Source organism: Pseudomonas frederiksbergensis (assembly GCF_003732705.1).
Lineage (GTDB): Bacteria > Pseudomonadota > Gammaproteobacteria > Pseudomonadales > Pseudomonadaceae > Aquipseudomonas > Aquipseudomonas frederiksbergensis_F.
The window spans coordinates 19,274-42,405 of sequence record NZ_MOBR01000010.1; the positions used below are offsets into that span (position 1 = coordinate 19,274).

Sequence of the window (23,132 nt, forward strand, 5' to 3'; positions counted from 1 at the left end):
TTTTTTTCGCCCGGAACTTTCTTTCCTCCAGACAAAAGAAAACCCCCGATCAGCCAGAGGCTCATCGGGGGTTTCAGATAAGCGCCTTTCAGCGCCTACCGGCTCAGCTTATTGGCAAGCTTCGCAATCCGGCTCGTCGATGGCGCAAGCCTTCGGCACTGGAGCAGGACCGGCGGGAGCGGCCAGGACCGAATCTTCACCGTGGTTGCCGCCGCTGGAAACAGCGTTCAGCTTGCCGGTGTTGATGGTCGACTTCTCGGTGCTGGTCGCGGCCAGGGCACGGAGGTAGTAAGTGGTTTTCAGGCCACGATACCAAGCCATGCGGTAGGTCACGTCCAGCTTCTTGCCCGAAGCGCCGGCGATGTACAGGTTCAGGGACTGCGCCTGGTCGATCCACTTCTGACGACGGCTGGCCGCGTCAACGATCCACTTGGTGTCCACTTCGAAAGCCGTCGCGTAGAGCTCTTTGAGTTCTTGCGGGATGCGCTCGATTTGCTGCACCGAACCGTCGTAGTACTTCAGGTCGTTGATCATGACCGAGTCCCACAGACCGCGAGCCTTCAGGTCGCGAACCAGGTACGGGTTGATCACGGTGAATTCGCCCGACAGGTTCGATTTCACGTAGAGGTTCTGGTAGGTCGGTTCGATCGACTGCGAGACGCCAGTGATGTTGGCGATGGTCGCGGTCGGTGCGATGGCCATGATGTTGGAGTTACGAATGCCTTTCTGTACACGGGCACGAACCGGTGCCCAGTCCAGGGATTCGTTCAGGTCAACGTCGATGTACTTCTGGCCACGTTGCTCGATCAGGATCTGTTGCGAATCCAGCGGCAGGATGCCTTTGGACCACAGCGAACCCTGGAACGTCTCGTAGGCGCCGCGCTCGTCGGCCAGGTCGCAGGAAGCCTGGATCGCGTAGTAGCTGACCGCTTCCATGGACTTGTCGGCGAACTCGACGGCCGCGTCGGAACCGTAAGGAATGTGCTGCAGGTACAGCGCATCCTGGAAGCCCATGATGCCCAGGCCGACCGGACGGTGCTTGAAGTTGGAGTTCTTCGCTTGTGGCACCGAGTAGTAGTTGATGTCGATCACGTTATCGAGCATGCGAACGGCGGTGTTCACGGTGCGTTCCAGCTTGGCGGTGTCCAGCTTGCCGTTGGTGATGTGGTTCGGCAGGTTGATCGAGCCCAGGTTGCAAACGGCGATCTCGTCCTTGTTGGTGTTCAAGGTGATCTCGGTGCACAGGTTCGAGCTGTGGACCACGCCCACGTGCTGCTGCGGGCTGCGCAGGTTGCACGGGTCTTTGAAGGTCAGCCATGGGTGGCCGGTTTCAAACAGCATGGACAGCATTTTGCGCCACAGGTCTTTGGCCTGGATGGTCTTGAACAGCTTGATCTTGCCTGGGTACTGGGACAGGGCTTCGTAGTACTCGTAACGCTCTTCGAAGGCCTTGCCGGTCAGGTCGTGCAGATCCGGTACTTCGGATGGCGAGAACAGGGTCCACGGGCCGTCATCGAAGACGCGCTTCATGAACAGGTCAGGGATCCAGTTGGCGGTGTTCATGTCGTGGGTACGACGACGATCATCACCGGTGTTCTTACGGAGCTCGATGAACTCCTCGATGTCCATGTGCCAGGTTTCCAGGTAGGCACATACAGCGCCTTTGCGCTTGCCACCCTGGTTAACGGCAACGGCGGTGTCGTTCACTACTTTGAGGAACGGAACAACGCCCTGGGATTTGCCGTTGGTGCCCTTGATGTACGAACCCAAGGCACGAACCGGGGTCCAGTCGTTGCCCAGGCCGCCCGCAAATTTGGACAACATGGCGTTGTCGTGGATCGCGTGATAGATGCCCGACAGGTCATCCGGCACGGTGGTCAGGTAGCAGCTCGACAGCTGTGGACGCAGGGTGCCGGCGTTGAACAGGGTCGGGGTCGAGGACATGTAGTCGAAGGACGACAACAGGTTGTAGAACTCGATCGCACGGTCTTCCTTGTTCTTCTCTTCGATCGCCAGGCCCATGGCCACGCGCATGAAGAAGATCTGCGGCAGTTCGAAGCGGATACCGTCCTTGTGGATGAAGTAACGGTCGTACAGGGTTTGCAGGCCCAGGTACGTGAACTGCTGATCGCGCTCGTGGTTGATCGCCTTGCCGAGTTTTTCCAGGTCAAAAGTGGCCAGGATCGGGTTCAGCAATTCGAATTCGATACCCTTGGCGATGTACGAAGGCAGGGCCTTGGCGTACAGGTCGACCATTTCGTGGTGAGTGGCGCTTTCAGCGACTTGCAGGAAGCTCAGGCCTTCGGCACGCAGGGTGTCCATCAGCAGGCGGGCGGTAACGAACGAGTAGTTCGGCTCACGCTCAACCAGGGTACGGGCGGTCATCACCAGGGCGGTGTTGACGTCGGTCAGGGCCACGCCGTCGTACAGGTTTTTCAGGGTCTCGCGCTGGATCAGGTCGCCGTCGACTTCTTCCAGGCCTTCGCACGCTTCGGTGACGATGGTGTTCAGGCGACCCATGTCCAGAGGCGCAAAGGTGCCATCGGCGCGGGTGATACGGATCGACGGGTGAGCGTTGACGGTTTCTTCGGTCGGTGCGTGGGCAGCGCGTTCTTTCGAACGACCGTCACGGTAGATCACGTAGTCGCGAGCGACTTTCTGCTCGCCGGCACGCATCAAGGCCAGTTCAACCTGGTCCTGGATTTCTTCGATGTGGATGGTGCCGCCCGAAGGCATGCGACGCTTGAAGGTCGCGGTGACTTGTTCGGTCAGGCGGGCAACGGTGTCGTGGATTCGCGACGAGGCAGCAGCGGTGCCGCCCTCAACTGCGAGAAACGCTTTGGTGATGGCGACGGTGATTTTGTCATCGGTGTAAGGAACGACAGTGCCGTTACGCTTGATCACGCGCAGTTGGCCAGGCGCGGTGGCGGACAGATCCGAAGTCGAATCAGCGGCCTGCGGCAAGGTGCCCTGCGGGTTCTCGCGAGTTGTGTCGGTTTGCATGGGTGTCTCCACGTTCTCTATGTTTGTTTGGGCACCATCACGGTGCCCACCGTTCCGTCCTGAAGCACTACAACCAGCGAGCGCCGGGCATAACAACTTCGGGACAGTCGGAAGGGGGCTATAGGGCGCCGCTTCCATGCCGAAGTCTTTGGTCCCAAGCCATGGGCTGAAGACCGAATTCGTGTTGGGTGACAGTTGGGGACTGCAACACCCGTACCGTTTTTGCCGTTTTGGGCTCAAAAACAGTCGCCATCCGCTCGTGCGGTTTGGGCTTCTTGAAATACGTTTGGTTCAACCAGACAAAGGCAATAAAAGCGCTTGAAATCGGTGTCTGATTTGTGTTTGGTTTTTTGGCTAAAACCCTACATGTAGGGTTTTTTCAGCGCCGAGGTACAAGATAATGCGTTTTGGGGGGTGATTGCAACGTACTACCTGTGGATAAACCTGTGCGTAAATTGTGTGTGAAACGTGGAAACAGCGTGTAGGCCGCGACCCTACTGGAGTAGACCGTTTGTCACGGTATTTTCACAATCGAAAACAGCCTGGGCGGTTTTTTAAGGGCGCGAACCCTATCACAAAAAACCGGGTTGTCCGAACGCATTTGCCGACTTGTTTTCTCGTTGAGCGACGTTTATACAATCGGCCGGTACACACGCATTTTTATCCTCCCCAATCATTACAAAAAGACGGGCGGATCCTTTCTTATTAGTGTTGTTGGCAAGCAGAGGTCACCCGTGGAGCAAGAAGCCTGGCAGGTATTGATTGTCGAAGACGACCAGCGTCTGGCCGAACTGACCCGCGATTACCTGGAAGCCAATGGCCTGCGCGTATCGATCGAAGGCAACGGTGCCCTGGCCGCCGTGCGGATCATCAAGGAGCAACCGGACCTGGTGATCCTCGACCTGATGCTGCCCGGCGAAGACGGCCTGAGCATTTGCCGCAAGGTGCGCGACAAGTACGACGGCCCGATCCTGATGCTCACTGCCCGCACCGACGACACCGATCAGATTCTCGGCCTGGACCTGGGCGCCGACGACTACGTGTGCAAACCGGTGCGCCCGCGTTTGTTGCTGGCACGCATCCAGGCCTTGTTGCGCCGCAGCGAAGCCCCGGAAGTGGCCCCGGAAAAACTCCGCCGTTTGCAATTCGGTCCGCTGGTGGTGGACAACGCGTTGCGCGAAGCCTGGCTCAATGACCACGGCATCGAACTGACCAGCGCCGAGTTCGACCTGCTGTGGCTGCTGGTGGCCAACGCCGGGCGCATTTTGTCCCGGGAAGAAATCTTCACCGCCCTGCGCGGCATTGGCTATGACGGCCAGGACCGCTCCATCGACGTGCGCATCTCGCGCATCCGCCCGAAAATCGGCGACGACCCGGAGCATCCACGGCTGATCAAGACCGTGCGCAGTAAAGGTTATTTGTTCGTGCCGGAAGCCTGCGTAGACCTGCCGCTGTGAATTCGATCTTCCTGCGCATTTACGGCGGCATGTGCGCGGCGCTGATCCTCGTGGCGGTGCTCGGTGTGCTGGCGCTACACCTGCTGAACCAGGTGCGCAGCGAGCAATACCGTGAACGCCTGGCCCACGGCACGTTTTCGCTGATGGCCGACAACCTGCAACCGATGAACGAGACCGAGCGCCACCGCGCGTTGCTGGTGTGGGAGCGCCTGCTGGGGATTCCTCTGGCGCTGCAAACCTTCTCCCAGACCGACCTCGACCTGACCCAGCGCACCCGGGTGCTGCGTGGCCAAGCCTTGGTCGAGCAGACCGGGCCCCATGCGGCAAAGGTTTACCGCTTGGTCAGCGACAAAGAACAACTGGTGCTCACCGGCGAAGTGCAGCAGATCAGCGAACAACTGGCGCGGGCGACCATTTACCTGCTGGCCGACGAACTGGTGCGCTACCCGGTCGCCGAGCAACCCAAGCGCCTGGCGCAATTGAAGGAAGACAAAGGTTTTGGTTTTGACCTGCGGCTGGTCACGGTCGAACAGGCAGACATGGACGAGGACCAAAGCCGCCGGGTGTCCGAGGGCGATACGGTGATGGCGCTGGGCAAGGGCGGCGATTCGATCCGCGTGTTTGCCGGCATGGTCGGCACGCCGTGGGTGCTGGAGATCGGCCCGCTGTTTCAGATGAACCCGTATCCGCCAGAGTGGCTGGTGCTGATCGCCGCCCTCGGCTTGTCGCTGATCGGTTTGATCGTCTACCTGTTGGTGCGGCAACTGGAGCGCCGTTTGCGCGGCCTCGAAGCCGCCGCCACGCGCATCGCCAAGGGCAGTCTGGAAACCCGCGTCCCGGCGCGCGGTGCGGATTCGGTCGGGCGCCTGGCGTCGGCGTTCAACGGCATGGCCGAGCACTTGCAGCAGTTGCTGGCGATCCAGCGTGAACTGGTGCGCGCGGTGTCCCACGAACTGCGCACACCCGTGGCGCGTCTGCGTTTTGGCCTGGAGATGATCGGCTCGGCCACCACCCCCCAGGCGCTGGAAAAGTACCGCGAAGGCATGGACCACGACATAGAAGATCTCGATAAATTGGTCGATGAAATGCTGACTTACGCGCGGTTGGAGCAGGGCTCTCCGGCGCTGAATTTCCAGCGTGTCGATCTGGATGCGTTGGTCAATCAGGTGATCGAGGAACTGGCGCCGTTGCGCGCCGAAGTCACGGTGCAACGCGGGTTGTGCCTGTCGGCCGCCGATTGTGACGATGCCTGGGTCGAAGCCGAACCGCGCTACCTGCACCGCGCCTTGCAGAACCTGGTCAGCAACGCCATGCGCCATGCCCAGTCGCGGGTGACCGTCAGTTATCAGGTCGGGCAGTTACGCTGTCGGGTGGATGTCGAGGATGACGGGCCGGGCGTGCCGGAAGTCGCCTGGGAGAAAATCTTCACGCCGTTCTTGCGGCTCGATGACAGCCGCACCCGCGCGTCGGGCGGGCATGGGTTAGGGTTGTCCATCGTGCGGCGGATTGTGCATTGGCATGGTGGGCGGGCGCTGATCAGCAAGAGCAAAAGCCTGGGTGGGGCGTGTTTCAGCTTGAGTTGGCCGAGGAATCAGGAGAAGCGTTGAGATCGTTGGTGCCTGGGCAATCGCCTTCGCGGGCAAGCCTCGCTCCTACAAGGGCGGGGGCGGGCATGACTCGAAACGTATGGGGCGGGCATGACGCGAAACCTGTAGGAGCGAGGCTTGCCCGCGAAGAGGCCCTTCCAGACACTGCAAATACTCAGGCCCTGATACTGACCAAACTCAACAACTGCCCATCCTGCACCCCAAACTGCGCCTCCAGCTCAGTCCCGTTGCGCCATTCGCTGGACAAATCAGTCAGCAACCGCAACCGCACCTGGCCGTCCACGGTCCACTCCAGCACCTCCGCATGTTCAAAATAAAAGCGCTGTTGAACGATCGGATACAACGCCTTGAACAGGCTTTCCTTCACTGAAAACGTCAGGGTCACCAGCAACGCCACTTGATCGCTTGGTCCCGCGGCCATGCGCTGTAACTCCGCAGGGGTGAGAATTTCCCCGGCCAGGCGCTCGGCCCGTTCAACGTTGAGCAGGTTTTCCAGGTCCATGCCCAGGCCGCGCCAGTGCGCCTTGTTCGCGACAATCGCCGCGGCTCGGCCGGTGCTGTGGGTGATCGACCCGGCAATGTGCGCCGGCCACACCGGTGCGCGGTCTTCGCCAATCTCCGGGACAAAACTCAGCCCTTCCAATTGTTGCAACGCGGCCCGGGCACAGACCCGTCCGGCGAGAAACTCTGCCTGACGCTTGGCCACCGAACGCTGGATGCTCGCCGGCGGCGCGATGGCGCTGCGCTGGAAATCATCGATGGCCAGTTGCGAGGTGTCGAAGTGAGTGCTCAGCAGCACGGTATCGGGCAGCACAAAGGGCAACGGCCAGTGTGGCTCGAGTGGGGTGCAGCAGGCGGGTAGGGCGGGGGTCGAGGTCATGGCGGGCATTTTGCCGGGTTGGATTGATGCTGGGTAGCCCCACGCGGATCGTTCCCACGCTCTGCGTGGGAATGCATCCAGTGACGCTCCGCGTCACAGAGGACGCGGAGCGTCCTGGGCTGCATTCCCACGGGGACCGTGGGAACGATCAGTGTGTCAGCTAAAAATCTTCTTGAAGAACGCCTTCATATCCGCCCACGAACGCTCATCCGCCGCTTTGTTGTAGCCAATATCCGGCCCGCCATGATCACCATGGCCCAACCGGTCTGCATCCGGATTGGTAAACCCATGCTTGGCATCCGCCAGGCTGACGAACTTGTAGTCAGCCCCAGCCTTGTCCATTTCCGACTTGAACGCCGCCACATTGTCCGGGGTGATCATGCTGTCCTTGGCGCCATGCTCGACGAGGATTTTCGCCTTCACGCTGCCCGGTGTTGCCGGCGTGTTCGTCGCCAGCGCACCGTGGAAACTCACCACGCCCTTCAACGGCAAGCCCTGGCGCGCTGCATTCAACACCACGCCACCGCCGAAGCAATAACCGATGGCCGCGAGTTTGTTCGGATCGGTCTGCGGCTGTTGCTTCAACACATCGAGCCCGGCCTGGAAGCGCGCACTGGCCACCGCGCTATCTTTCAGCGCCTCTTGCATGAACGCCATGGCGTCCTTCGGATGCTCGGTATTTTTGCCGCCGCCATACATGTCGATGGCCAACGCGCTGTAACCCAGCCCAGCGAGGTCCCGTGCCCGGCGCTTGGCGTAATCGTTGAGTCCCCAGAATTCATGCACCACCACCACGCCCGGGCGCGGGCCTTTGATCGCGTCGTCATAGGCGTAGTAGCCGATCATTTTCGTGCCGTCGGTGCTCTGGTAAGGGATTTCCTGGGTCTTGATCGCAGCCTGGGTCAGCCCGCTCACGGCCAGCAAGACGAGGGCAAGGAACATGCGCATGGTCGGTTCTCCTGAAAGAAAGTCGTCAAATCAGCCTAGTCGATTTGATTCAGCTTAGGTTCAGAGTGCGTTCAGGGGGAGTTCAGGGCCGGGTGAGTAACCTTGCCCCGTACCCAAAAAGCGATAGCGCATAAGGAAACTTCCTATGACTGGATTGAAAAAACTGCTTCTGGCTTTCACCGTTTTGAGCGCCAGCGCCGCGGCCCACGCCACCGACGAAACCTTCGCCGGCCTGACGCTCGGCCAAACCAGCGACAAGGTTAAAAAATCCCACGCCTTGAACGACAACCTCAACAGCCCGAACGCCGATGGCGTGATCGGCAAGGACACCACTTGGGGTGTGCGTCTGGGCCAGCAAAACAGCCAGGGCCGTTACTACGCCACTTACGACAACGTGTCGGGCTCGCACAATGGCATTAAACTGCGCCAGGAAAACCTGCTGGGCAGCTACGATTTGTTCTACCCGGTAGGCGGCAGCACCCAGTTGTTCGGCGGTGCCACGGCCGGTATCACCAAAATGACTCAAGAGTCCCCAGGCTTCAGCCGCGACAGCGACATCGGTTACGCCCTCGGCGGCCAGGTCGGTGTGTTGCAGCAAGTTTCCCAGAACACCTCGGTCGAGCTGGGTTACCGTTACCTGCGCAGCAATGCCAGCACCGAAATGAGCGAGCGCGGTGGTAGCAAACAAGGGTCGCTGGCCTTGAACAGCAGCGCCCAGACGTACCTGTCTGCCAACTACGCTTTTTGATAAGCGGTTCGTGACAGACCTGCGCCGGGTCACCCAAAAAGGGTGATCCGGCGTTGCCATGTTGACCCTCGAGGCATGTGCGCATGCCTCTGGAGATGTTGTTTTGCCCGGGAGAGCGTTATGAAACTGCTGGTCGTCGAAGATGAAGCGCTGTTGCGCCATCACCTGCAAACCCGCCTGACGGATAGCGGCCACGTGGTCGAATCCGTGGCCAACGCCGAAGAGGCGCTGTACCAGACTGAGCAGTTCAACCATGACCTGGCGGTGATCGACCTCGGTCTGCCGGGCATGGGCGGCCTCGACCTGATTCGTCAGCTGCGCTCCCGGGGCAAGACCTTTCCGATCCTGATCCTCACCGCCCGCGGCAACTGGCAGGACAAGGTCGAAGGCTTGGCCGCCGGTGCCGACGACTACGTGGTCAAGCCGTTCCAGTTCGAAGAGCTGGACGCCCGGCTCAATGCCTTGTTGCGCCGCTCCAGCGGCTTCACCCAGTCGACCATCGTCGCCGGTCCCTTGCTGCTCGACCTCAACCGCAAGCAGGCGTCCCTCGATGATCAGCCGCTGGCGCTGACCGCGTATGAGTATCGGATCCTCGAGTACCTGATGCGCCATCACCAGCAAGTGGTGGCCAAGGACCGCTTGATGGAACAGCTCTACCCGGACGACGACGAGCGCGATCCGAATGTGATCGAAGTGCTGGTCGGCCGTCTGCGCCGCAAACTCGAAGGCCCGGCCGGGTTCAAGCCGATCGATACCGTGCGTGGCCTCGGCTATCTGTTCAATGAGCGCTGCACTTGATTCGTTCCCTTCGCGTTCGCCTGATGCTCGCCGCCACCCTGTTGGCGGTGTTGTTCATGCTGGCGTTGCTGCCGGCGATGCAGGGCGCGTTCAGCCTGGCGTTGCAGGATTCCATCGAGCAACGCCTGGCCTCGGACGTCACCACGTTGATCTCCGCCGCACGGGTGGAAGGCAATCGCTTGCAGATGCCTTTGCAATTGCCCGATGAGCGTTTCAACCTGACTGACAGCCGTTTGCTCGGCTACATCTACGACCGCGAAGGGCATCTGGTCTGGCGCTCGAAAGCCACCCAGGAAGAAAACATCAACTACAAGCCGCGCTATGACGGGCGCGGGAATGAGTTCGCACGGATTCGTGAAGCCAACGGCCAGGAGTTCTTCGTCTACGACGTCGAAGTCAAACTGCTGGGCGGCAAAAGCGCGGCGTTCAGCATCGTCGCCTTGCAACCGGTGCGCGAGTACGAAGTCACCGTTGAAGGCCTGCGGGAAAACCTTTACCTGGGCTTCGGCGCGGCATTACTGGTGTTGCTGGCATTGCTGTGGATCGGCCTGACCTGGGGCTTGCAGGCGTTGCGCCGGTTGAGCCAGGAACTGGATGAAATCGAAAGCGGCACCCGGGAAAGCCTCACCGAAGAACACCCCCGAGAACTGCTGCGCCTGACCGGCTCCCTCAACCGTTTGCTGCACAGCGAACGCGAGCAACGCAGCCGTTATCGCGATTCCCTCGACGACCTGGCCCACAGCCTGAAAACCCCGTTGACAGTGTTGCAAAGCGTCAGCGAGGACATGGCCCAGCGCCCGGCGGATCGTGATCAGGCCTGGGTGCTGCAATCGCAGATCGAACGCATGAGCCAGCAGATCAGCTATCAATTGCAGCGCGCCAGCCTGCGCAAAAGCGGCCTGGTGCGCCATCAGGTGCGCCTGCGCCCGGTGCTGCAAAGCCTGTGCGACACGCTGGACAAGGTCTACCGCGACAAACGCGTGCGGGTGGCTTTCGATTTGCCGGACCAGTGTTACGTGCCGATCGAGCAGGGCGCCTTGCTGGAAATGATGGGCAACCTGCTGGAAAACGCCTATCGCCTGTGTCTGAGCGAAGTGCGCATCAGCGTGCGCGAAACCCTGAGCGGGATTGAGTTATGCGTGGAAGATGACGGGCCGGGCGTGCCGCCGGACCAGCGCGCGCGGATTCTGCAAAGGGGCGAACGGCTGGATCGCCAGCATCCGGGGCAGGGGATCGGGTTGGCGGTGGTCAAGGACATTATTGAAAGCTACAGCGCCAAATTGACCCTGGGAGATTCGGCCATGGGGGGTGCAGCGTTCCGGATTCATTTTCCGGTGATGTAATGATCGTTTGATGATCGTTCCCACGCTCCGCGTGGGAATGCCTCAACGGACGCTCCGCGTTCGGCTCTTTGGGACGCAGAGCGTCCCGGGCTGCATTCCCACGCAGAGCGTGGGAACGATCCGGGGGGGCTTCAGTTTTCCTGCGCGCGATAGGCGCCAGGGGTAAGTCCAGTCCATTTCTTGAACGCCCGATGAAAAGCCGACGGCTCGGAAAACCCCAACTGTTCGGCAATCTGTTGCAACGACAGATCCGCGCGCCCGAGGTGATAAATCGCAATATCCCGGCGCAACTGGTCTTTCAATTCCTGAAAACTGCTGCCTTCTTCACGCAAATGCCGACGCAAGGTCTGCGGGCTGATGTGCAGGTGCGTGGCGACGGCTTCCAGGTCCGGCCAGCGAGCACTGTCGCGGCTGAGCAAACGGCGCAACTGGCTGCTCAAACTGTCGCCGTCGTCCGGGCGTGACAACAGGTCGGCGGGGGAGCGTTCGAGGAAATGCTTGAGGGTTCGCTCGTCCTGCAGCAACGGCATGGCCAGGTAGCGACTGTGAAACAGCAGGCTGCTGTGGGACGTCGAAAACACCTGCGGGCAGGGAAACATTAGATCGTATTCGGCGCCGTGTTCGGGTTTCGGGTAACTGAATGTCGCTTGTTCCAGGCGAATGCGCTGGCCGATCAGCCAGCTGCCGAGGCGATGCCAGATCACCAGCAGGGATTCGCTGAGAAAGTGATCCGGGTCCCACAATTGCGAATCGTCCAGGCTCAAGCGGATCATTTCGTCCTCGCGGCTCAGGGTCAGGCGCGGAGCGTCGGGGAATAGGCTATAAAACAATAAGCCGCGATGCAGTGCTTTCTCCAGATTGCGGCAATGGATGATGGCATGGCACATCATGGCGAAACTGCCGGGTTTGCTCGATACCTTGCCGAACCCCAGGTATTCATCGTCCAGCGCCAGCCACAGGCTCTGGATCAGGTGGGTGAACTGCTCCGGCGCGATGCGTGCCCGGGGCTCGTCGAGCAACTCGGGGCTGATCCCCAGTTGTAACAACAGCCCGGAATAATCATAGCCACGCCGACGCGCACCACCGAGGGCGGCACGGGCGAAATGACTGGCGATGGTGCGTTCGCGCATAGAAAGGGCAGGTCCGTCCATTAAGCGGCCGATGGTAGCGGCAGGACTTGGCAAGGGACAAGGCGGATATCCGCCATATTGTAGGACGATGTTTGTAGGAACGGCGGAATTCCGCCACATTGCTGTAACCGACCGGTGACAAAGAAAACCCTGCAGGCCTTGATGTCAAAAGGCTTGCAGGGAATTCGGCGAAGGTGGCACGGGCTTTGCGATATAACGGGCAGATGCCTGCCGTTGCGCAGCTCGACAAAACAAATCCCTCCAGTGCAGGAGGGTTCGCAAATGAAGTGTCACGGGCAACAGATGGATGTTGTGATGGGGCACTCTTGAGGAACTTTGCAATGACGACTCGTCAGCCACTGTACAAATCCCTGTATTTCCAGGTGATCGTTGCCATCGCCATCGGCATCCTGGTCGGTCACTTCTACCCGCAGACCGGTGTGGCCCTCAAGCCACTGGGTGACGGGTTCATCAAACTGATCAAAATGATCATCGCCCCGATCATCTTCTGCACCGTCGTCAGCGGTATCGCGGGCATGCAGAGCATGAAATCGGTCGGCAAGACCGGCGGCTACGCGCTGCTGTACTTCGAAATCGTTTCGACCATCGCACTGCTGGTCGGTCTGGTGGTGGTCAATGTCGTCCAGCCGGGCGCCGGCATGCACATCGACGTGACCACGCTGGATGCCTCCAAAGTCGCTCAATACGTCGCCGCTGGTGCTGATCAAAGCGTTATCGGCTTCCTGCTCAACGTCATCCCGAACACCATCTTCGGCGCGTTCGCCACTGGCGATATCCTGCAAGTGCTGATGTTCTCGGTGATCTTCGGTTTCGCCCTGCATCGCCTGGGTGCCTACGGCAAGCCGATCCTGGACTTCATCGATCGTTTCGCCCACGTGATGTTCAACATCATCAACATGATCATGAAGCTCGCGCCACTCGGTGCCCTGGGCGCCATGGCGTTCACCATCGGTGCCTACGGTGTGGGTTCGCTGGTGCAACTGGGTCAGTTGATGGCGTGCTTCTACATTACTTGCCTGCTGTTCGTGCTGGTGGTGCTGGGCGGTATCGCTCGCGCCCACGGCTTCAGCGTGCTGAAAGTGATTCGCTACATCCGTGAAGAACTGCTGATCGTACTGGGTACTTCTTCTTCGGAATCGGTACTGCCACGCATGCTGATCAAAATGGAGCGTCTGGGCGCGAAGAAATCCGTCGTAGGCCTGGTGATCCCGACCGGTTACTCGTTCAACCTCGACGGTACCGCGATCTACCTGACCATGGCGGCCGTGTTCATCGCTCAGGCGACCGACACCCACATGGACATCACGCACCAGATCACCCTGCTGGTGGTGTTGCTGCTGTCCTCCAAAGGCGCTGCCGGCGTGACCGGTTCGGGCTTCATCGTCCTGGCTGCCACGCTGTCCGCTGTTGGCCACTTGCCGGTTGCCGGTCTGGCGCTGATCCTCGGCATCGACCGCTTCATGTCCGAAGCCCGCGCGCTGACCAACCTGGTAGGTAACGCTGTTGCCACCCTGGTGGTGGCCAAGTGGGTCAAGGAGCTGGACACCGACGTGATGCACGCCGAGCTGGCTTCTGGTGGTCGCGGTATCTCCGACGAGCGCGTTGAAGACGACCTGGGTGTGGCCGAAGGCCCAACCCCAAGCAACGTCAAATAAGACAGGCTGTACTGAAAAAACCCGCTTCGGCGGGTTTTTTCATGCCTGCGGTTTGAGCGAAACGGCCACTTTTGCTGACCCATCAGGTGATTGCTGCAATGCCCTCGGTTGCCTAGTCTGGAGGCATCGCTCACGGAGTATTCCCATGCTTGGTCCACTGGCATCACTTATTCCCATGCTTGGTCCACTGGCATCACTCAAGGTTCTGGATTTCTCGACACTGCTGCCGGGGCCGTTCGCCTCGTTGTTGCTGGCAGACATGGGCGCCGAGGTGCTGCGCATCGAATCGCCGACCCGCATGGACCTGCTGCGGGTGCTGCCGCCCCACGATCAGGGCGTCTCCGCCAGCCACGCTTATTTGAATCGCAACAAACGCAGCCTGGCCCTGGACCTCAAGCAGCCCGAAGCACTGGAAGTGATCAAGCAGTTACTGGCGGATTACGACATCGTGCTGGAACAGTTCCGCCCCGGCGTGATGGAGCGCTTGGGCCTGGGTTATGCGGCGTTGAAGGCGATCAATCCGAAACTGATCTACGTCTCGATCACCGGTTATGGCCAGACCGGCCCCTACAAGGACCGCGCTGGCCACGACATCAACTACCTGGCGCTGGCCGGACTGTCGAGCTACACCGGCCGCGCCGACAGCGGTCCGGTGCCGTTGGGCATGCAAGTGGCGGATATCGCCGGTGGTTCGTTGCACGGGGTGATCGGCCTGTTGGCGGCGGTGATCGCCCGGCAGCAGACGGGGCAGGGACAGCATCTGGACGTGAGCATGACCGACTGCGCCTTCAGCCTGAATGCCATGGCGGGTGCCGGGTATCTGGCTTGCGGCGTGGAACCGGGGCGCGACGAGCAGATGCTCAATGGTGGCAGCTTCTACGACTATTACCGTTCGCGGGATGGCCGCTGGTTGTCGGTGGGCAGCCTGGAACCGGCGTTCATGCAGCAACTGTGTACGGCGCTGGAGCGCCCGGAACTGGCGGCCCAAGGGCTATCGCCCAAACCCGAGCAGCAACAGGCGCTGAAGAATGAGTTGAAAATGGAATTCGAGAAGCGTGACTTTGCCCAGTTATGCGCGTTGTTTGCCGGGGTCGATGCGTGTGTCGAGCCGGTGTTGAGCGTGGGCGAGGCGGTGCGGCATCCGCAGTTAAAGGCGCGGGGCGTGGTGACTGAAGTGCCTCGGGGGGATGGCTCGACTCAGCAACAGATGGCGTGTCCGTTGAAGTTTTCCGAGGGATTGCCGGCGCCACGGTTTATCGGGGCGGCGGTGGGGGCGCATACGGATCAGGTGTTGGGGGAGTTGGGGTTCAGTGCGCAGCGGATCAAGGAATTGCGAGCGGCGAAAGTCGTAAATTGATCGTTCCCACGCTCCGCGTGGGAATGCATCCCGTGACGCTCCGCGTCACAGAGGACGCGGAGCGTCCATGGCGGCATTCCCACGCAGGAGCGTGGGAACGATCATGCGGTCACTCGACCCGCATCTCCCCACTAAACACCAAGGTACTGCGGCATCTGCGACACAAATACCGCCGCCCCTGCCTTACCAAACTATGCCGCTGCGCCGAAAACGGGAAATCGCTGTCGGCGCACGGGCATTTGTAGATGTAGCGGGTCACGCTGCGGCGTTTGACGTCGTAGGTGTGGCAACGGTTGGGCGGCAGTTCGTACACGCCGCGCATGATCAGTTGCCACTCTTCGCCGTGGGGCTGGATGCGGTCGCCGAACAACTGATGGGCGATCAGGTGCGCGACTTCGTGGGCCACGGTCTGCTTGAGGAAGTCTTCTGTGTTTTCCCGGTACAGCTGCGGGTTGAAACGCAGCAGGTTCTCATGCAGATGCGCGACCCCAGCTTTTTGCCCGCGCAGCTTGAGGCTCACCACAGGGCGTTTGAAAGGTCGTTTGAAAAAGGATTCAGCTTGTTGGAAACAGTCTTCGACGCGGGTATTGAGTTGCTCGGGCATGCTTGATGGATCTCCAGAGACGTCGAGTATGCCGCAACCCCCGGGACTTGCGAATCAGTGAGGCGCCGAATGGTCGTGCCCCGCTCATTAGAAGGCCGCCTTGCGGCGGCCTGTATTGGCAGATCTTGTTTTATGCAAAGGTTAATTCGTATAGACCGGCCCCACGCCGAGTCCCCAGACAATAACGGTAAACGCCATGATGGCGACCAACACCACCAGGCCTACAGCCAGCACCGAGCTTGAAAACAGGAATCCCTCGTCCGATGGAATGTTCATGAAGGTCGGCAACCCCACATACAGCAGGTACACCGTGTAGCAGATGGCCGCCGTGCCGATGATCATCCCCAGCCACATGTGTGGATACAGCGCTGCCAGCCCGCCGACGAACAGCGGTGTCGCGGTGTAGGTGGCAAACGCGACGCAACGGGCCAGGCTCGGGTTGGCGTCATAGGTGCGGGCCATCCAGTGGATGAACGCGCCCATCACGGCCACGCCGCCAAGCATCGCCACGTACGACATGATCGTCATCCATAGCGCGCTCTCTGTGGTCAGCATCACCGGCGCCCGACTGCCAATGACCCAGCCGACCTGGGTGGTACCGATAAAGGCCGAAACAGCCGGGATGGCCGCCAGAATTAGCGTGTGGGTAAGGTACATGTGGCTGATGCTTTCTTCCTGGTCGCCACGGATGTCTTTCCATTCCTGATCGGGGTGGGTGAAGAGCCCCACTACGTGATGGATCATGCCAGTCACTCCTCTTGTTTTTACCATCGCCCCCCAGCGGAGCGCCTACGGGCCAAAGGGGCCAAGTAAGTAAAGGTCTGGATATGTATGCGACCTTATGTCGCAGTATAGAAAGGAGTTACCGGCGCAGGTTGCAGGGCGTTAGAGCAAATCGCGCTGTAAACACCTCTGTTAATCGCGAGCGGGTCTGTCACCACAATCCACTGTGGGAGCGAGCCTGCTCGCGAATGCGGTGTGTCAGGCAATGTTGTGTCGACTGATCCACCGCATTCGCGAGCAGGCTCGCTCCCACAGGGGGATAGTGGGCTCTTCGCCGATGGAAAATTTTTGCGTAAAATGCCGGCCTTTCGTCACTCCTCACGGATTTCGCGTCATGGGCACTCTCACGGTCAACCAGAACAAACTGCAAAAGCGCCTTCGCCGCCAGGCCGGTGAGGCTGTTGCCGATTTCAACATGATTGAAGACGGCGACAAGGTCATGGTCTGCCTGTCCGGTGGCAAGGACAGCTACACCCTGCTCGATGTGCTGATGCATTTTCAGAAGGTCGCACCGATCAAGTTCGACATCGTCGCCGTGAACATGGACCAGAAGCAGCCCGGTTTCCCCGAGCACGTACTGCCGGCCTATCTCAAGGCATTGGGCGTCGAATACCACATCGTCGAGAAAGACACCTATTCGGTGGTCAAGGAACTGATTCCGGAAGGCAAGACCACCTGCTCGCTGTGTTCGCGCCTGCGTCGTGGCACGTTGTACACCTTTGCTGATGAAATCGGCGCGACCAAGATGGCCCTCGGTCACCACCGCGACGACATCGTCGAGACGTTCTTCCTCAACATGTTCTTCAACGGTTCGCTCAAGGCCATGCCGCCGAAACTGCGCGCCGACGACGGGCGCAACGTGGTGATCCGTCCGTTGGCCTACTGCAACGAAAAAGACATCCAGGCCTACTCGGACTTCAAGCAATTCCCGATCATCCCGTGCAACCTCTGCGGCTCCCAGGAAAACCTGCAACGCCAGGTGGTCAAGGACATGCTGCAAGACTGGGAGCGCAAGACCCCGGGGCGCGTCGACAGCATTTTCCGCAGTCTGCAGAATGTGCAGCCGTCGCAATTGGCGGATCGTAACCTGTTTGACTTCACCAACTTGCGCATTGATGAAACCGCCGCTTCGCGGTTCGTCAACGTGGTCAATCTCTGATCAAAACTGTGGGAGCGAGCCTGCTCGCGAAGGCAGTGTGCCAGTCGCCATCTCTATTGACTGGCACACCGTCTTCGCGAGCAGGCTCGCTCCCACATTAGTTTTCCCACATCAGTTTCGTTTCAATCCTCAGGAGAGGGCATGCGCGATTACAAGTGGCTACACGAGTACTGTCTGAACCGCTTCGGTTCGGCGGCTGAACTGGAAGCCCATCTGCCGGTCCCCAAGACCCCGGCGCAATTGCGCAAGATCAGCGATGACCGTTACCTCTCGACCATGGCGCTGCGGGTGTTTCGCGCCGGGCTCAAGCACAGCCTGGTGGACGCCAAGTGGCCGTCCTTCGAAGAAGTGTTCTTCAAGTTCGACCCGGAAAAAGTCGTGCTGATGAGCGCCGAACACCTGGAGCGCCTGATGCAGGACGCGCGGATCATCCGCCACCTGGGCAAGCTCAAGAGCGTGCCGCGCAATGCGCAATTCATTCTCGATGTGGCCCATGAAAAGGGCAGTTTTGGCGAATTGATCGCCGAGTGGCCGGTGACCGATATCGTTGGCTTGTGGACCTTCCTGAAAAAGCGCGGTCATCAACTGGGCGGGTTGTCGGCGCCGCGTTTCTTGCGCATGGTCGGCAAGGATACGTTTGTGCCGAGCTACGACGTGGTCGCGGGGTTGAATGCGCAGAAGATCGTCGACAAGGTGCCGACCAGCCAGCGGGATCTGGCGTTGGTGCAGGACGTGTTCAACCAGTGGCATGAACAGAGTGGCGGGCGGGCGATGAGCCAGATATCGATGATGCTTGCGTATACCGTCAATCATTGACGCGCAGGATCGTTCCCATACTCTGCGTTGATCGTTCCCACGCTCCGCGTGGGAATGCCGCCCGGGACGCTCTGCGTCCCTGTGACGCGGAGCGTCACTTGATGCATTCCCACGCAGAGCGTGGGAACGATCACTGTAGACAGTCAGGCGACGGAGATCTCACCCTCGCCAGCCAACTTGCGATTCAACTGAAACCGCCACCGCACATACAACAGCGCCGAGCAAAACACCGCCAGGCTCGCGCCCATCTCCAGCAAACCAAACAGCTGCCGGTTCGGGTCATACGCGGCCAGTGCGCCCTTGATGAAATACAAATTCACCACAAAGCACATCCACGAATGCCCGCGGGCGCTGCCGACAATCATCCCCGGCGCCAACAACAGCAGCGGCACCAGTTCGATCAGCAAAATCACCCACGGCCGAGCGCCATGCAGGTCGGCGACCAGCAGGTAGTAGGCACACAGCAACCCCACCAGACCGAAAAAGCACAGCAGGCTGACCGCGCGCATCGCCCGGACCCGGGGTTCGAGCCATTCGATCGAGGGCAGAATCTTCGGTTTCTTCGCCATGTCAGCCCTCCAGCTTTTGCGCGGTTTTGCCCAGGCGCAGGCCCAGGGCCCGGCACAGCGCGACTTCATGCTCATTCAAACCCTGCTTGCCGTCGGCCCCGGCGTGATGACTGGCGCCGTACGGCGTGCCGCCACCACGGGTTTCCAGCAAGGCCGACTCGCTGTAGGGCAGGCCGGTGATCAGCATGCCGTGGTGCAGCAACGGCAACATCATCGACAGCAGGGTGGTTTCCTGGCCGCCATGCAGGCTCGCGGTGGAAGTGAACACCCCGGCCGGTTTGCCAACGAGGGCGCCGGTCAGCCACAGGTTGCTGGTGCCGTCGAGGAAGTACTTGAGCGGCGCCGCCATGTTGCCGAAACGGGTCGGGCTGCCGAGGGCCAGGCCCGCGCAGTTCTTCAGGTCATCGAGGCTGGCGTACAGCGCACCTTCGTCCGGAATGTCCGGCGACACCGCTTCACACTCGGTGGAAATCGCCGGCACCGTGCGCAGTCGCGCTTCCATCCCGGACTGCTCGACACCCCGGGCAATCTGCCGGGCCATTTCATTGGTCGAGCCGCTGCGGCTGTAATACAGAACCAGAATGTACGGCGCGCTCACGGCAACAGCTCCAGCACATTCTCCGGCGGACGGCCGATGACGGCTTTGTCGCCGACTTCCAGAATCGGCCGCTCCATGAGTTTGGGGTGCGCGGCGATGGCTGCGATCAATTGCGCCTCGGTCAGGCTGGCATCGGCGAGGTTGAGGGTTTTGTATTCATCCTCACCGGTGCGCAGCAATTGCCGGGCGTTGATCCCGAGCTTTTTCAGCAGGCCCTGGAGTTGCGCGGCGTCCAGCGGGGTTTCGAGGTAGCGGACCACAGTCGGGGTCAGGCCACGGGCTTCGAGCAGTTCGAGCGCACCGCGGGATTTCGAGCAGCGCGGGTTGTGATAAAGCGTCAGATCGGTCATGTGCGGGTCGCATCTTGCGTAAGGTGACGGCTATTCTAACTGTGCAGCGCGCAATCCAGAACCTCGGGAGGCGATGGGTCGCAGGCGCATTCAATTTTGAACAAGGATCACGACATGACAAGGCGATTGGCAGCGGCATTGGCGATCATCGGGGCGCTGATGCTGGGGGGCTGCGGCAACGACTATGGCATTGACCAGGACGGTCACAAAGTCGCGGCCGGGCGTCTCGATAAACAGTGGTTCGTGCTTAATTACTGGGCCGAGTGGTGTGGCCCGTGCCGGACCGAGATTCCACAGTTGAATGCTTTGGCCGAAGAACTCAAGGGCAAGAAGATCGGCGTGTTCGGGGTCAACTTCGACAACGTGCAGGGTGAAGAACTGAAGGGCGCTAGTGAAAAACTGGGGATCAAGTTCACCGTGCTGGCCCAGGATCCGGCCGAGCTGTTTGATTTGCCGCGCAGTGAAGCGTTGCCGGTGACGTACATCATCGATAACAAGGGCAAGGTGCGGGAACAGTTGATGGGCGAGCAGACGGCGGCGGGGGTGATGGCGAAGCTTGAGGAGTTGAAGGCGACGAATTGAGTAGGACTGAAATGGGTGTTGGTCCTTAGATCCAACCCCTCACCCCAGCCCTCTCCCCAAAGGGGAGAGGGGGAAAGGGAGCAGACCGCATGCTTTTGATCGTTCCCACGCTCTGCGTGGGAATGCCGCCCCGGACGCTCCGCGTCCCTGTGACGCAGAGCGTCACTTGATGCATTCCCACGCAGAGCGTGGGAATGATCGGTGAGGAAGGGATCAACCCTCTTCAAGCCACCAGCGCAACGGCTTGCCCTCGGCCGGCCAGAAGCGCATCTGGTCGATCGGCGAGATGTCCCAGCGCTGTACATTTTCCAGCGCTTGCAGGAAACGCTTTTCCTGCTCCATCAACGCCGGTGCACAGAGTTTACGGGTGCTGCCGACTTTGCCGAAGCTCAGCTTGTCGCCGTCCAGGGTGTACGGCGCGAACCAGTGGTTGCAGCCGCCGTTGCCGTAGGCCCGGCCGTCGTCACCGAGGGTGATGGTCAGGTGGCTGTAGTCCATCAATGGCCGTTCGCCGATCCACTCCAGAATGTAGCTGCGGTTCTGTTGCAGTTGGACCGGTTCGGCGGCGCAGCCTATCAGACTGGCGCCAACCATGGCCGCCAGAGCAAGGTGTTTCATCACGCAGGCTCCTGGCATTTTGGGCACAGGTGTTTCTCGCCAGCGGTGGTCCAGCCCAACTCGGTAATCCGCGCGGTGGCGGCAGGCTTTTCGGCCTTGTTACCCAGCTTGGCGTCGACCGCGAACTCGAAGCTCAGTTCTTTGGCGCAGCTGTCGCAATTGACCTTCCAGGTGTGGATCGCCAGTTCGCCGAACACCGGACCACTGGCCACCGCGACCCATTGGCCGGGCGGGTTGATCAGGTGGCGGACGGTTTCGACGGTCAGGCGCATGGACAAGTCCTTTGCACCTTTGAGGGTGACCACCAGGACGTCATTATTGCGAATCGAGCCGCCGTTGCCGGTGACTTGATAACGCCCCGGCACCAGGGCGCGGCATTCAGTCAGGGTGTGCTGCGGGTTCATCAGGTTGTAGCGGAAATCGTGTTCGACCATGGGTCCTCCAAATATGCGCGGTATGCTAGCACGGGCATCAACGCAGCATGGCGCGGGCATATGACCTTCGATCAGGTTCAAATCAACCGCCCACTCATGGCACACTGCCGCTTTTACACCTCTAAGGAATGGAAATGGCCTTGATCGAATGTTTTGAATGCAAACGGAGCATCAACTCTGAAACAGCTTCGTGCATTCATTGCGGCGCGCCGATCTCGGCAAGGCGAGCAAGTCCCTCCCGGGCCATACCGATCTCCTTCGGGCACCGACCGCGGGATGAACAGGTGCCTGAGGTTTCGACAGCGGAGCCTGAATACGAGCCGGAACCGCAAGTCGAACCAACGCCTGAAGTGCCACCGGCACCTGTTTCCCGGCACCGCCGTCGGGGCGCGCCGGTCAATGTGCCGACGGCCGATGCGTGGACAGACACCGTGCGTCCTGTGGAAGGTTGGCTGAAAATCATGGCATTTTTACTGCCACCGTTTTTCGTCTGGTTTTTGCTGCGTCCCGGTCATTCCCTGCAACAGCGCGTGATCGGCTTCGGTTGGCTGGCACTGTTGATCCTGGCGTCCTCGATCAGCCCCAAAGCCTGACCCTGATCAGCCTTCGACCCGATTCTGCGGCGCACCGGCCGCCCAGGCCGCGATGTTTTGCAGGGTCGTCGCGGCAATTGCGCCCAGGGCCTCGCGGGTGAGAAAGGCCTGGTGCGCGGTGATGATCACGTTGGGGAATGTCAGCAGCCGCGCCAGCACATCGTCTTGCAGCGGCAGGTCCGAGCGATCCTCGAAAAACAGCTGCGCTTCCTCTTCATACACATCCAGGCCCAGATAACCCAATTGCCCGTCCTTCAACGCGTCGATCAGCGCCGGGGTGTCCACCAGACCACCGCGCCCGGTGTTGATCAGCATCGCGCCCGGTTGCATGTGGGCCAGTGACTCCCGGTTGATCAAGTGTTTGCTCTGCTCGTTGAGCGGGCAATGCAAGCTGATGATCTGCGACTCGGCCAGCAATCGCGGCAAGCTCAGGTAGCGCGCACCGAGGGCCTCGACCTGGGGATTGGGGAAGGGGTCATAGGCCAATAGCGTGCAGCCGAATCCATTCATGATTTTTGCGAAGGTCGCGCCGATCTGCCCGGTGCCGACCACGCCGACGGTCTTGCCCACCAGATCGAAACCGGTCAGCCCGTGCAGGCTGAAATCCCCTTCGCGGGTGCGGTTGTAGGCACGGTGCAGGCGCCGATTAAGCGCCAGGATCAGCGCCACTGCATGTTCGGCGACGGCGTGGGGCGAGTAGGCCGGAACCCGTACGATGGACAATCCCAGGCGTTTCGCCGCGATCAGGTCAACATGGTTGTAACCGGCCGAACGCAGCGCAATCAGGCGCGTGCCACCGGCCGCCAAGTGTTCGAGTACCGGCGCACTGAGGTCATCATTGATGAAGGCGCACACCACTTCGTGTTGCTCGGCCAGCGCTACGGTGTCGAGGCTCAGGCGAGCAGATTGAAACTGCAACTCGATCCCGGCAGGCACATCAGCCGCGAGAAAACTGTCGCGGTCGTAGGTCTGGCTGCTGAAAACAATCGTGCGCATTTTTTCCTCCTGGAGATTTCTTGTAGCCGCTGGCGACGCCCTGTGGGAGCGAGCCTGCTCGCGAAAGCGGTGTGCCAGACAAC

At 60.3% G+C, this 23,132-nt stretch carries 23 protein-coding genes; 11 read left to right on the forward strand and 12 right to left on the reverse strand.

Features of this window, described 5'->3' with window-relative positions; genetic code table 11:
* Positions 1-108: 108 nt before the first annotated feature.
* Positions 109-3,003, reverse strand: a complete 2,895-nt coding sequence (locus tag BK667_RS14510; protein ID WP_123598028.1) for a ribonucleoside-diphosphate reductase subunit alpha — start codon at positions 3,001-3,003, stop codon at positions 109-111.
* A gap of 734 nt (positions 3,004-3,737) precedes the next feature.
* Between BK667_RS14510 and BK667_RS14515 the strand changes: the two genes are divergently transcribed.
* Complete coding sequence (locus BK667_RS14515; RefSeq protein WP_123509967.1) at positions 3,738-4,460, forward strand: winged helix-turn-helix domain-containing protein; 723 nt, start codon at positions 3,738-3,740, stop codon at positions 4,458-4,460.
* A complete protein-coding gene (locus tag BK667_RS14520) occupies positions 4,457-6,067 on the forward strand; it encodes an ATP-binding protein (RefSeq protein WP_123509968.1) in 1,611 nt (536 codons plus the stop codon). The genes BK667_RS14515 and BK667_RS14520 overlap by 4 nt, the downstream gene beginning before the upstream one ends.
* 154 nt (positions 6,068-6,221) lie before the next feature.
* Here the strand turns inward: BK667_RS14520 and BK667_RS14525 are convergent, their stop codons facing one another.
* Both BK667_RS14525 and BK667_RS14530 read right to left on the reverse strand, forming a co-directional pair.
* Complete coding sequence (locus BK667_RS14525; RefSeq protein WP_221178476.1) at positions 6,222-6,947, reverse strand: 4'-phosphopantetheinyl transferase family protein; 726 nt, start codon at positions 6,945-6,947, stop codon at positions 6,222-6,224.
* A gap of 156 nt (positions 6,948-7,103) precedes the next feature.
* On the reverse strand, positions 7,104-7,895 hold the full coding sequence (locus BK667_RS14530; protein ID WP_123509970.1) for a dienelactone hydrolase family protein: 792 nt from the start codon (positions 7,893-7,895) through the stop codon (positions 7,104-7,106).
* A 145-nt stretch (positions 7,896-8,040) separates the two neighbouring features.
* On the opposite strand from BK667_RS14530, the gene BK667_RS14535 reads away from it, so the two are divergent.
* From BK667_RS14535 to BK667_RS14545, 3 genes are all read left to right on the forward strand, one after another.
* Entirely contained in the window at positions 8,041-8,643 is a 603-nt protein-coding gene (locus tag BK667_RS14535) for an outer membrane beta-barrel protein (protein ID WP_123598029.1), read from the forward strand.
* Between the two features lie 120 nt (positions 8,644-8,763).
* The gene (locus BK667_RS14540; RefSeq protein ID WP_054054836.1) at positions 8,764-9,441 is read left to right on the forward strand and encodes a response regulator; all 678 of its coding nucleotides are present in this window, start codon (positions 8,764-8,766) and stop codon (positions 9,439-9,441) included.
* Complete coding sequence (locus BK667_RS14545) at positions 9,438-10,784, forward strand: ATP-binding protein (RefSeq protein WP_123598030.1); 1,347 nt, start codon at positions 9,438-9,440, stop codon at positions 10,782-10,784. Before BK667_RS14540 ends, BK667_RS14545 begins: the two co-directional genes overlap by 4 nt.
* Positions 10,785-10,915: 131 nt before the next feature.
* On the opposite strand, the gene BK667_RS14550 is transcribed toward BK667_RS14545, so the two are convergent.
* Positions 10,916-11,914 (reverse strand): AraC family transcriptional regulator, encoded by a 999-nt coding sequence (locus BK667_RS14550; protein WP_123598031.1) that lies wholly within the window; start codon positions 11,912-11,914, stop codon positions 10,916-10,918.
* 341 nt (positions 11,915-12,255) lie between these two features.
* Here BK667_RS14550 and BK667_RS14555 point away from each other — a divergent pair, with 341 nt between their 5' ends.
* Both BK667_RS14555 and BK667_RS14560 read left to right on the forward strand, forming a co-directional pair.
* The gene (locus BK667_RS14555) at positions 12,256-13,590 is read left to right on the forward strand and encodes a dicarboxylate/amino acid:cation symporter (RefSeq protein WP_123509974.1); all 1,335 of its coding nucleotides are present in this window, start codon (positions 12,256-12,258) and stop codon (positions 13,588-13,590) included.
* 175 nt (positions 13,591-13,765) lie between these two features.
* Positions 13,766-14,947, forward strand: a complete 1,182-nt coding sequence (locus BK667_RS14560) for a CaiB/BaiF CoA transferase family protein (RefSeq protein WP_123598043.1) — start codon at positions 13,766-13,768, stop codon at positions 14,945-14,947.
* A 109-nt stretch (positions 14,948-15,056) separates the two neighbouring features.
* Here BK667_RS14560 and BK667_RS14565 read toward each other — a convergent pair whose 3' ends face one another.
* Both BK667_RS14565 and BK667_RS14570 read right to left on the reverse strand, forming a co-directional pair.
* A complete protein-coding gene (locus BK667_RS14565) occupies positions 15,057-15,551 on the reverse strand; it encodes a SprT family zinc-dependent metalloprotease (RefSeq protein WP_123407102.1) in 495 nt (164 codons plus the stop codon).
* Between the two features lie 141 nt (positions 15,552-15,692).
* The gene (locus BK667_RS14570) at positions 15,693-16,295 is read right to left on the reverse strand and encodes a Yip1 family protein (RefSeq protein ID WP_123598032.1); all 603 of its coding nucleotides are present in this window, start codon (positions 16,293-16,295) and stop codon (positions 15,693-15,695) included.
* A 373-nt stretch (positions 16,296-16,668) separates the two neighbouring features.
* Here BK667_RS14570 and ttcA point away from each other — a divergent pair, with 373 nt between their 5' ends.
* Both ttcA and BK667_RS14580 read left to right on the forward strand, forming a co-directional pair.
* Positions 16,669-17,493 carry a tRNA 2-thiocytidine(32) synthetase TtcA gene (gene ttcA / locus BK667_RS14575; RefSeq protein WP_123598033.1) on the forward strand — a complete coding sequence of 275 codons (825 nt, stop codon included), beginning with the start codon at positions 16,669-16,671 and terminating at the stop codon, positions 17,491-17,493.
* 141 nt (positions 17,494-17,634) lie between these two features.
* Positions 17,635-18,309 carry a DNA-3-methyladenine glycosylase I gene (locus tag BK667_RS14580; RefSeq protein WP_054054851.1) on the forward strand — a complete coding sequence of 225 codons (675 nt, stop codon included), beginning with the start codon at positions 17,635-17,637 and terminating at the stop codon, positions 18,307-18,309.
* A gap of 143 nt (positions 18,310-18,452) precedes the next feature.
* Here the strand turns inward: BK667_RS14580 and BK667_RS14585 are convergent, their stop codons facing one another.
* From BK667_RS14585 to arsC, 3 genes are read right to left on the reverse strand one after another with little or no spacing between them, the layout of a single operon-like run.
* Positions 18,453-18,878: a DUF2069 domain-containing protein gene (locus BK667_RS14585; protein ID WP_123509979.1), complete on the reverse strand. Its 426-nt coding sequence runs from the start codon at positions 18,876-18,878 to the stop codon at positions 18,453-18,455.
* A 1-nt stretch (position 18,879) separates the two neighbouring features.
* A complete protein-coding gene (gene wrbA / locus BK667_RS14590; protein ID WP_123509980.1) occupies positions 18,880-19,476 on the reverse strand; it encodes an NAD(P)H:quinone oxidoreductase in 597 nt (198 codons plus the stop codon).
* Complete coding sequence (gene arsC / locus BK667_RS14595) at positions 19,473-19,826, reverse strand: arsenate reductase (glutaredoxin) (RefSeq protein WP_123509981.1); 354 nt, start codon at positions 19,824-19,826, stop codon at positions 19,473-19,475. The genes wrbA and arsC overlap by 4 nt, the downstream gene beginning before the upstream one ends.
* Before the next feature lie 114 nt (positions 19,827-19,940).
* Here arsC and BK667_RS14600 point away from each other — a divergent pair, with 114 nt between their 5' ends.
* Complete coding sequence (locus BK667_RS14600) at positions 19,941-20,408, forward strand: TlpA disulfide reductase family protein (RefSeq protein WP_123407090.1); 468 nt, start codon at positions 19,941-19,943, stop codon at positions 20,406-20,408.
* A gap of 213 nt (positions 20,409-20,621) precedes the next feature.
* Here the strand turns inward: BK667_RS14600 and BK667_RS14605 are convergent, their stop codons facing one another.
* Together BK667_RS14605 and BK667_RS14610 are read right to left on the reverse strand one after the other, a co-directional pair.
* Positions 20,622-21,026 (reverse strand): META domain-containing protein, encoded by a 405-nt coding sequence (locus tag BK667_RS14605; protein ID WP_123598034.1) that lies wholly within the window; start codon positions 21,024-21,026, stop codon positions 20,622-20,624.
* Positions 21,026-21,460: a hypothetical protein gene (locus BK667_RS14610; protein ID WP_123509983.1), complete on the reverse strand. Its 435-nt coding sequence runs from the start codon at positions 21,458-21,460 to the stop codon at positions 21,026-21,028. Before BK667_RS14610 ends, BK667_RS14605 begins: the two co-directional genes overlap by 1 nt.
* Positions 21,461-21,594: 134 nt before the next feature.
* On the opposite strand from BK667_RS14610, the gene BK667_RS14615 reads away from it, so the two are divergent.
* Entirely contained in the window at positions 21,595-22,053 is a 459-nt protein-coding gene (locus BK667_RS14615; protein WP_123598035.1) for a hypothetical protein, read from the forward strand.
* Positions 22,054-22,059: 6 nt separating this feature from the next.
* On the opposite strand, the gene BK667_RS14620 is transcribed toward BK667_RS14615, so the two are convergent.
* Positions 22,060-23,049, reverse strand: a complete 990-nt coding sequence (locus tag BK667_RS14620; RefSeq protein ID WP_123598036.1) for a 2-hydroxyacid dehydrogenase — start codon at positions 23,047-23,049, stop codon at positions 22,060-22,062.
* Positions 23,050-23,132: the final 83 nt, after the last annotated feature.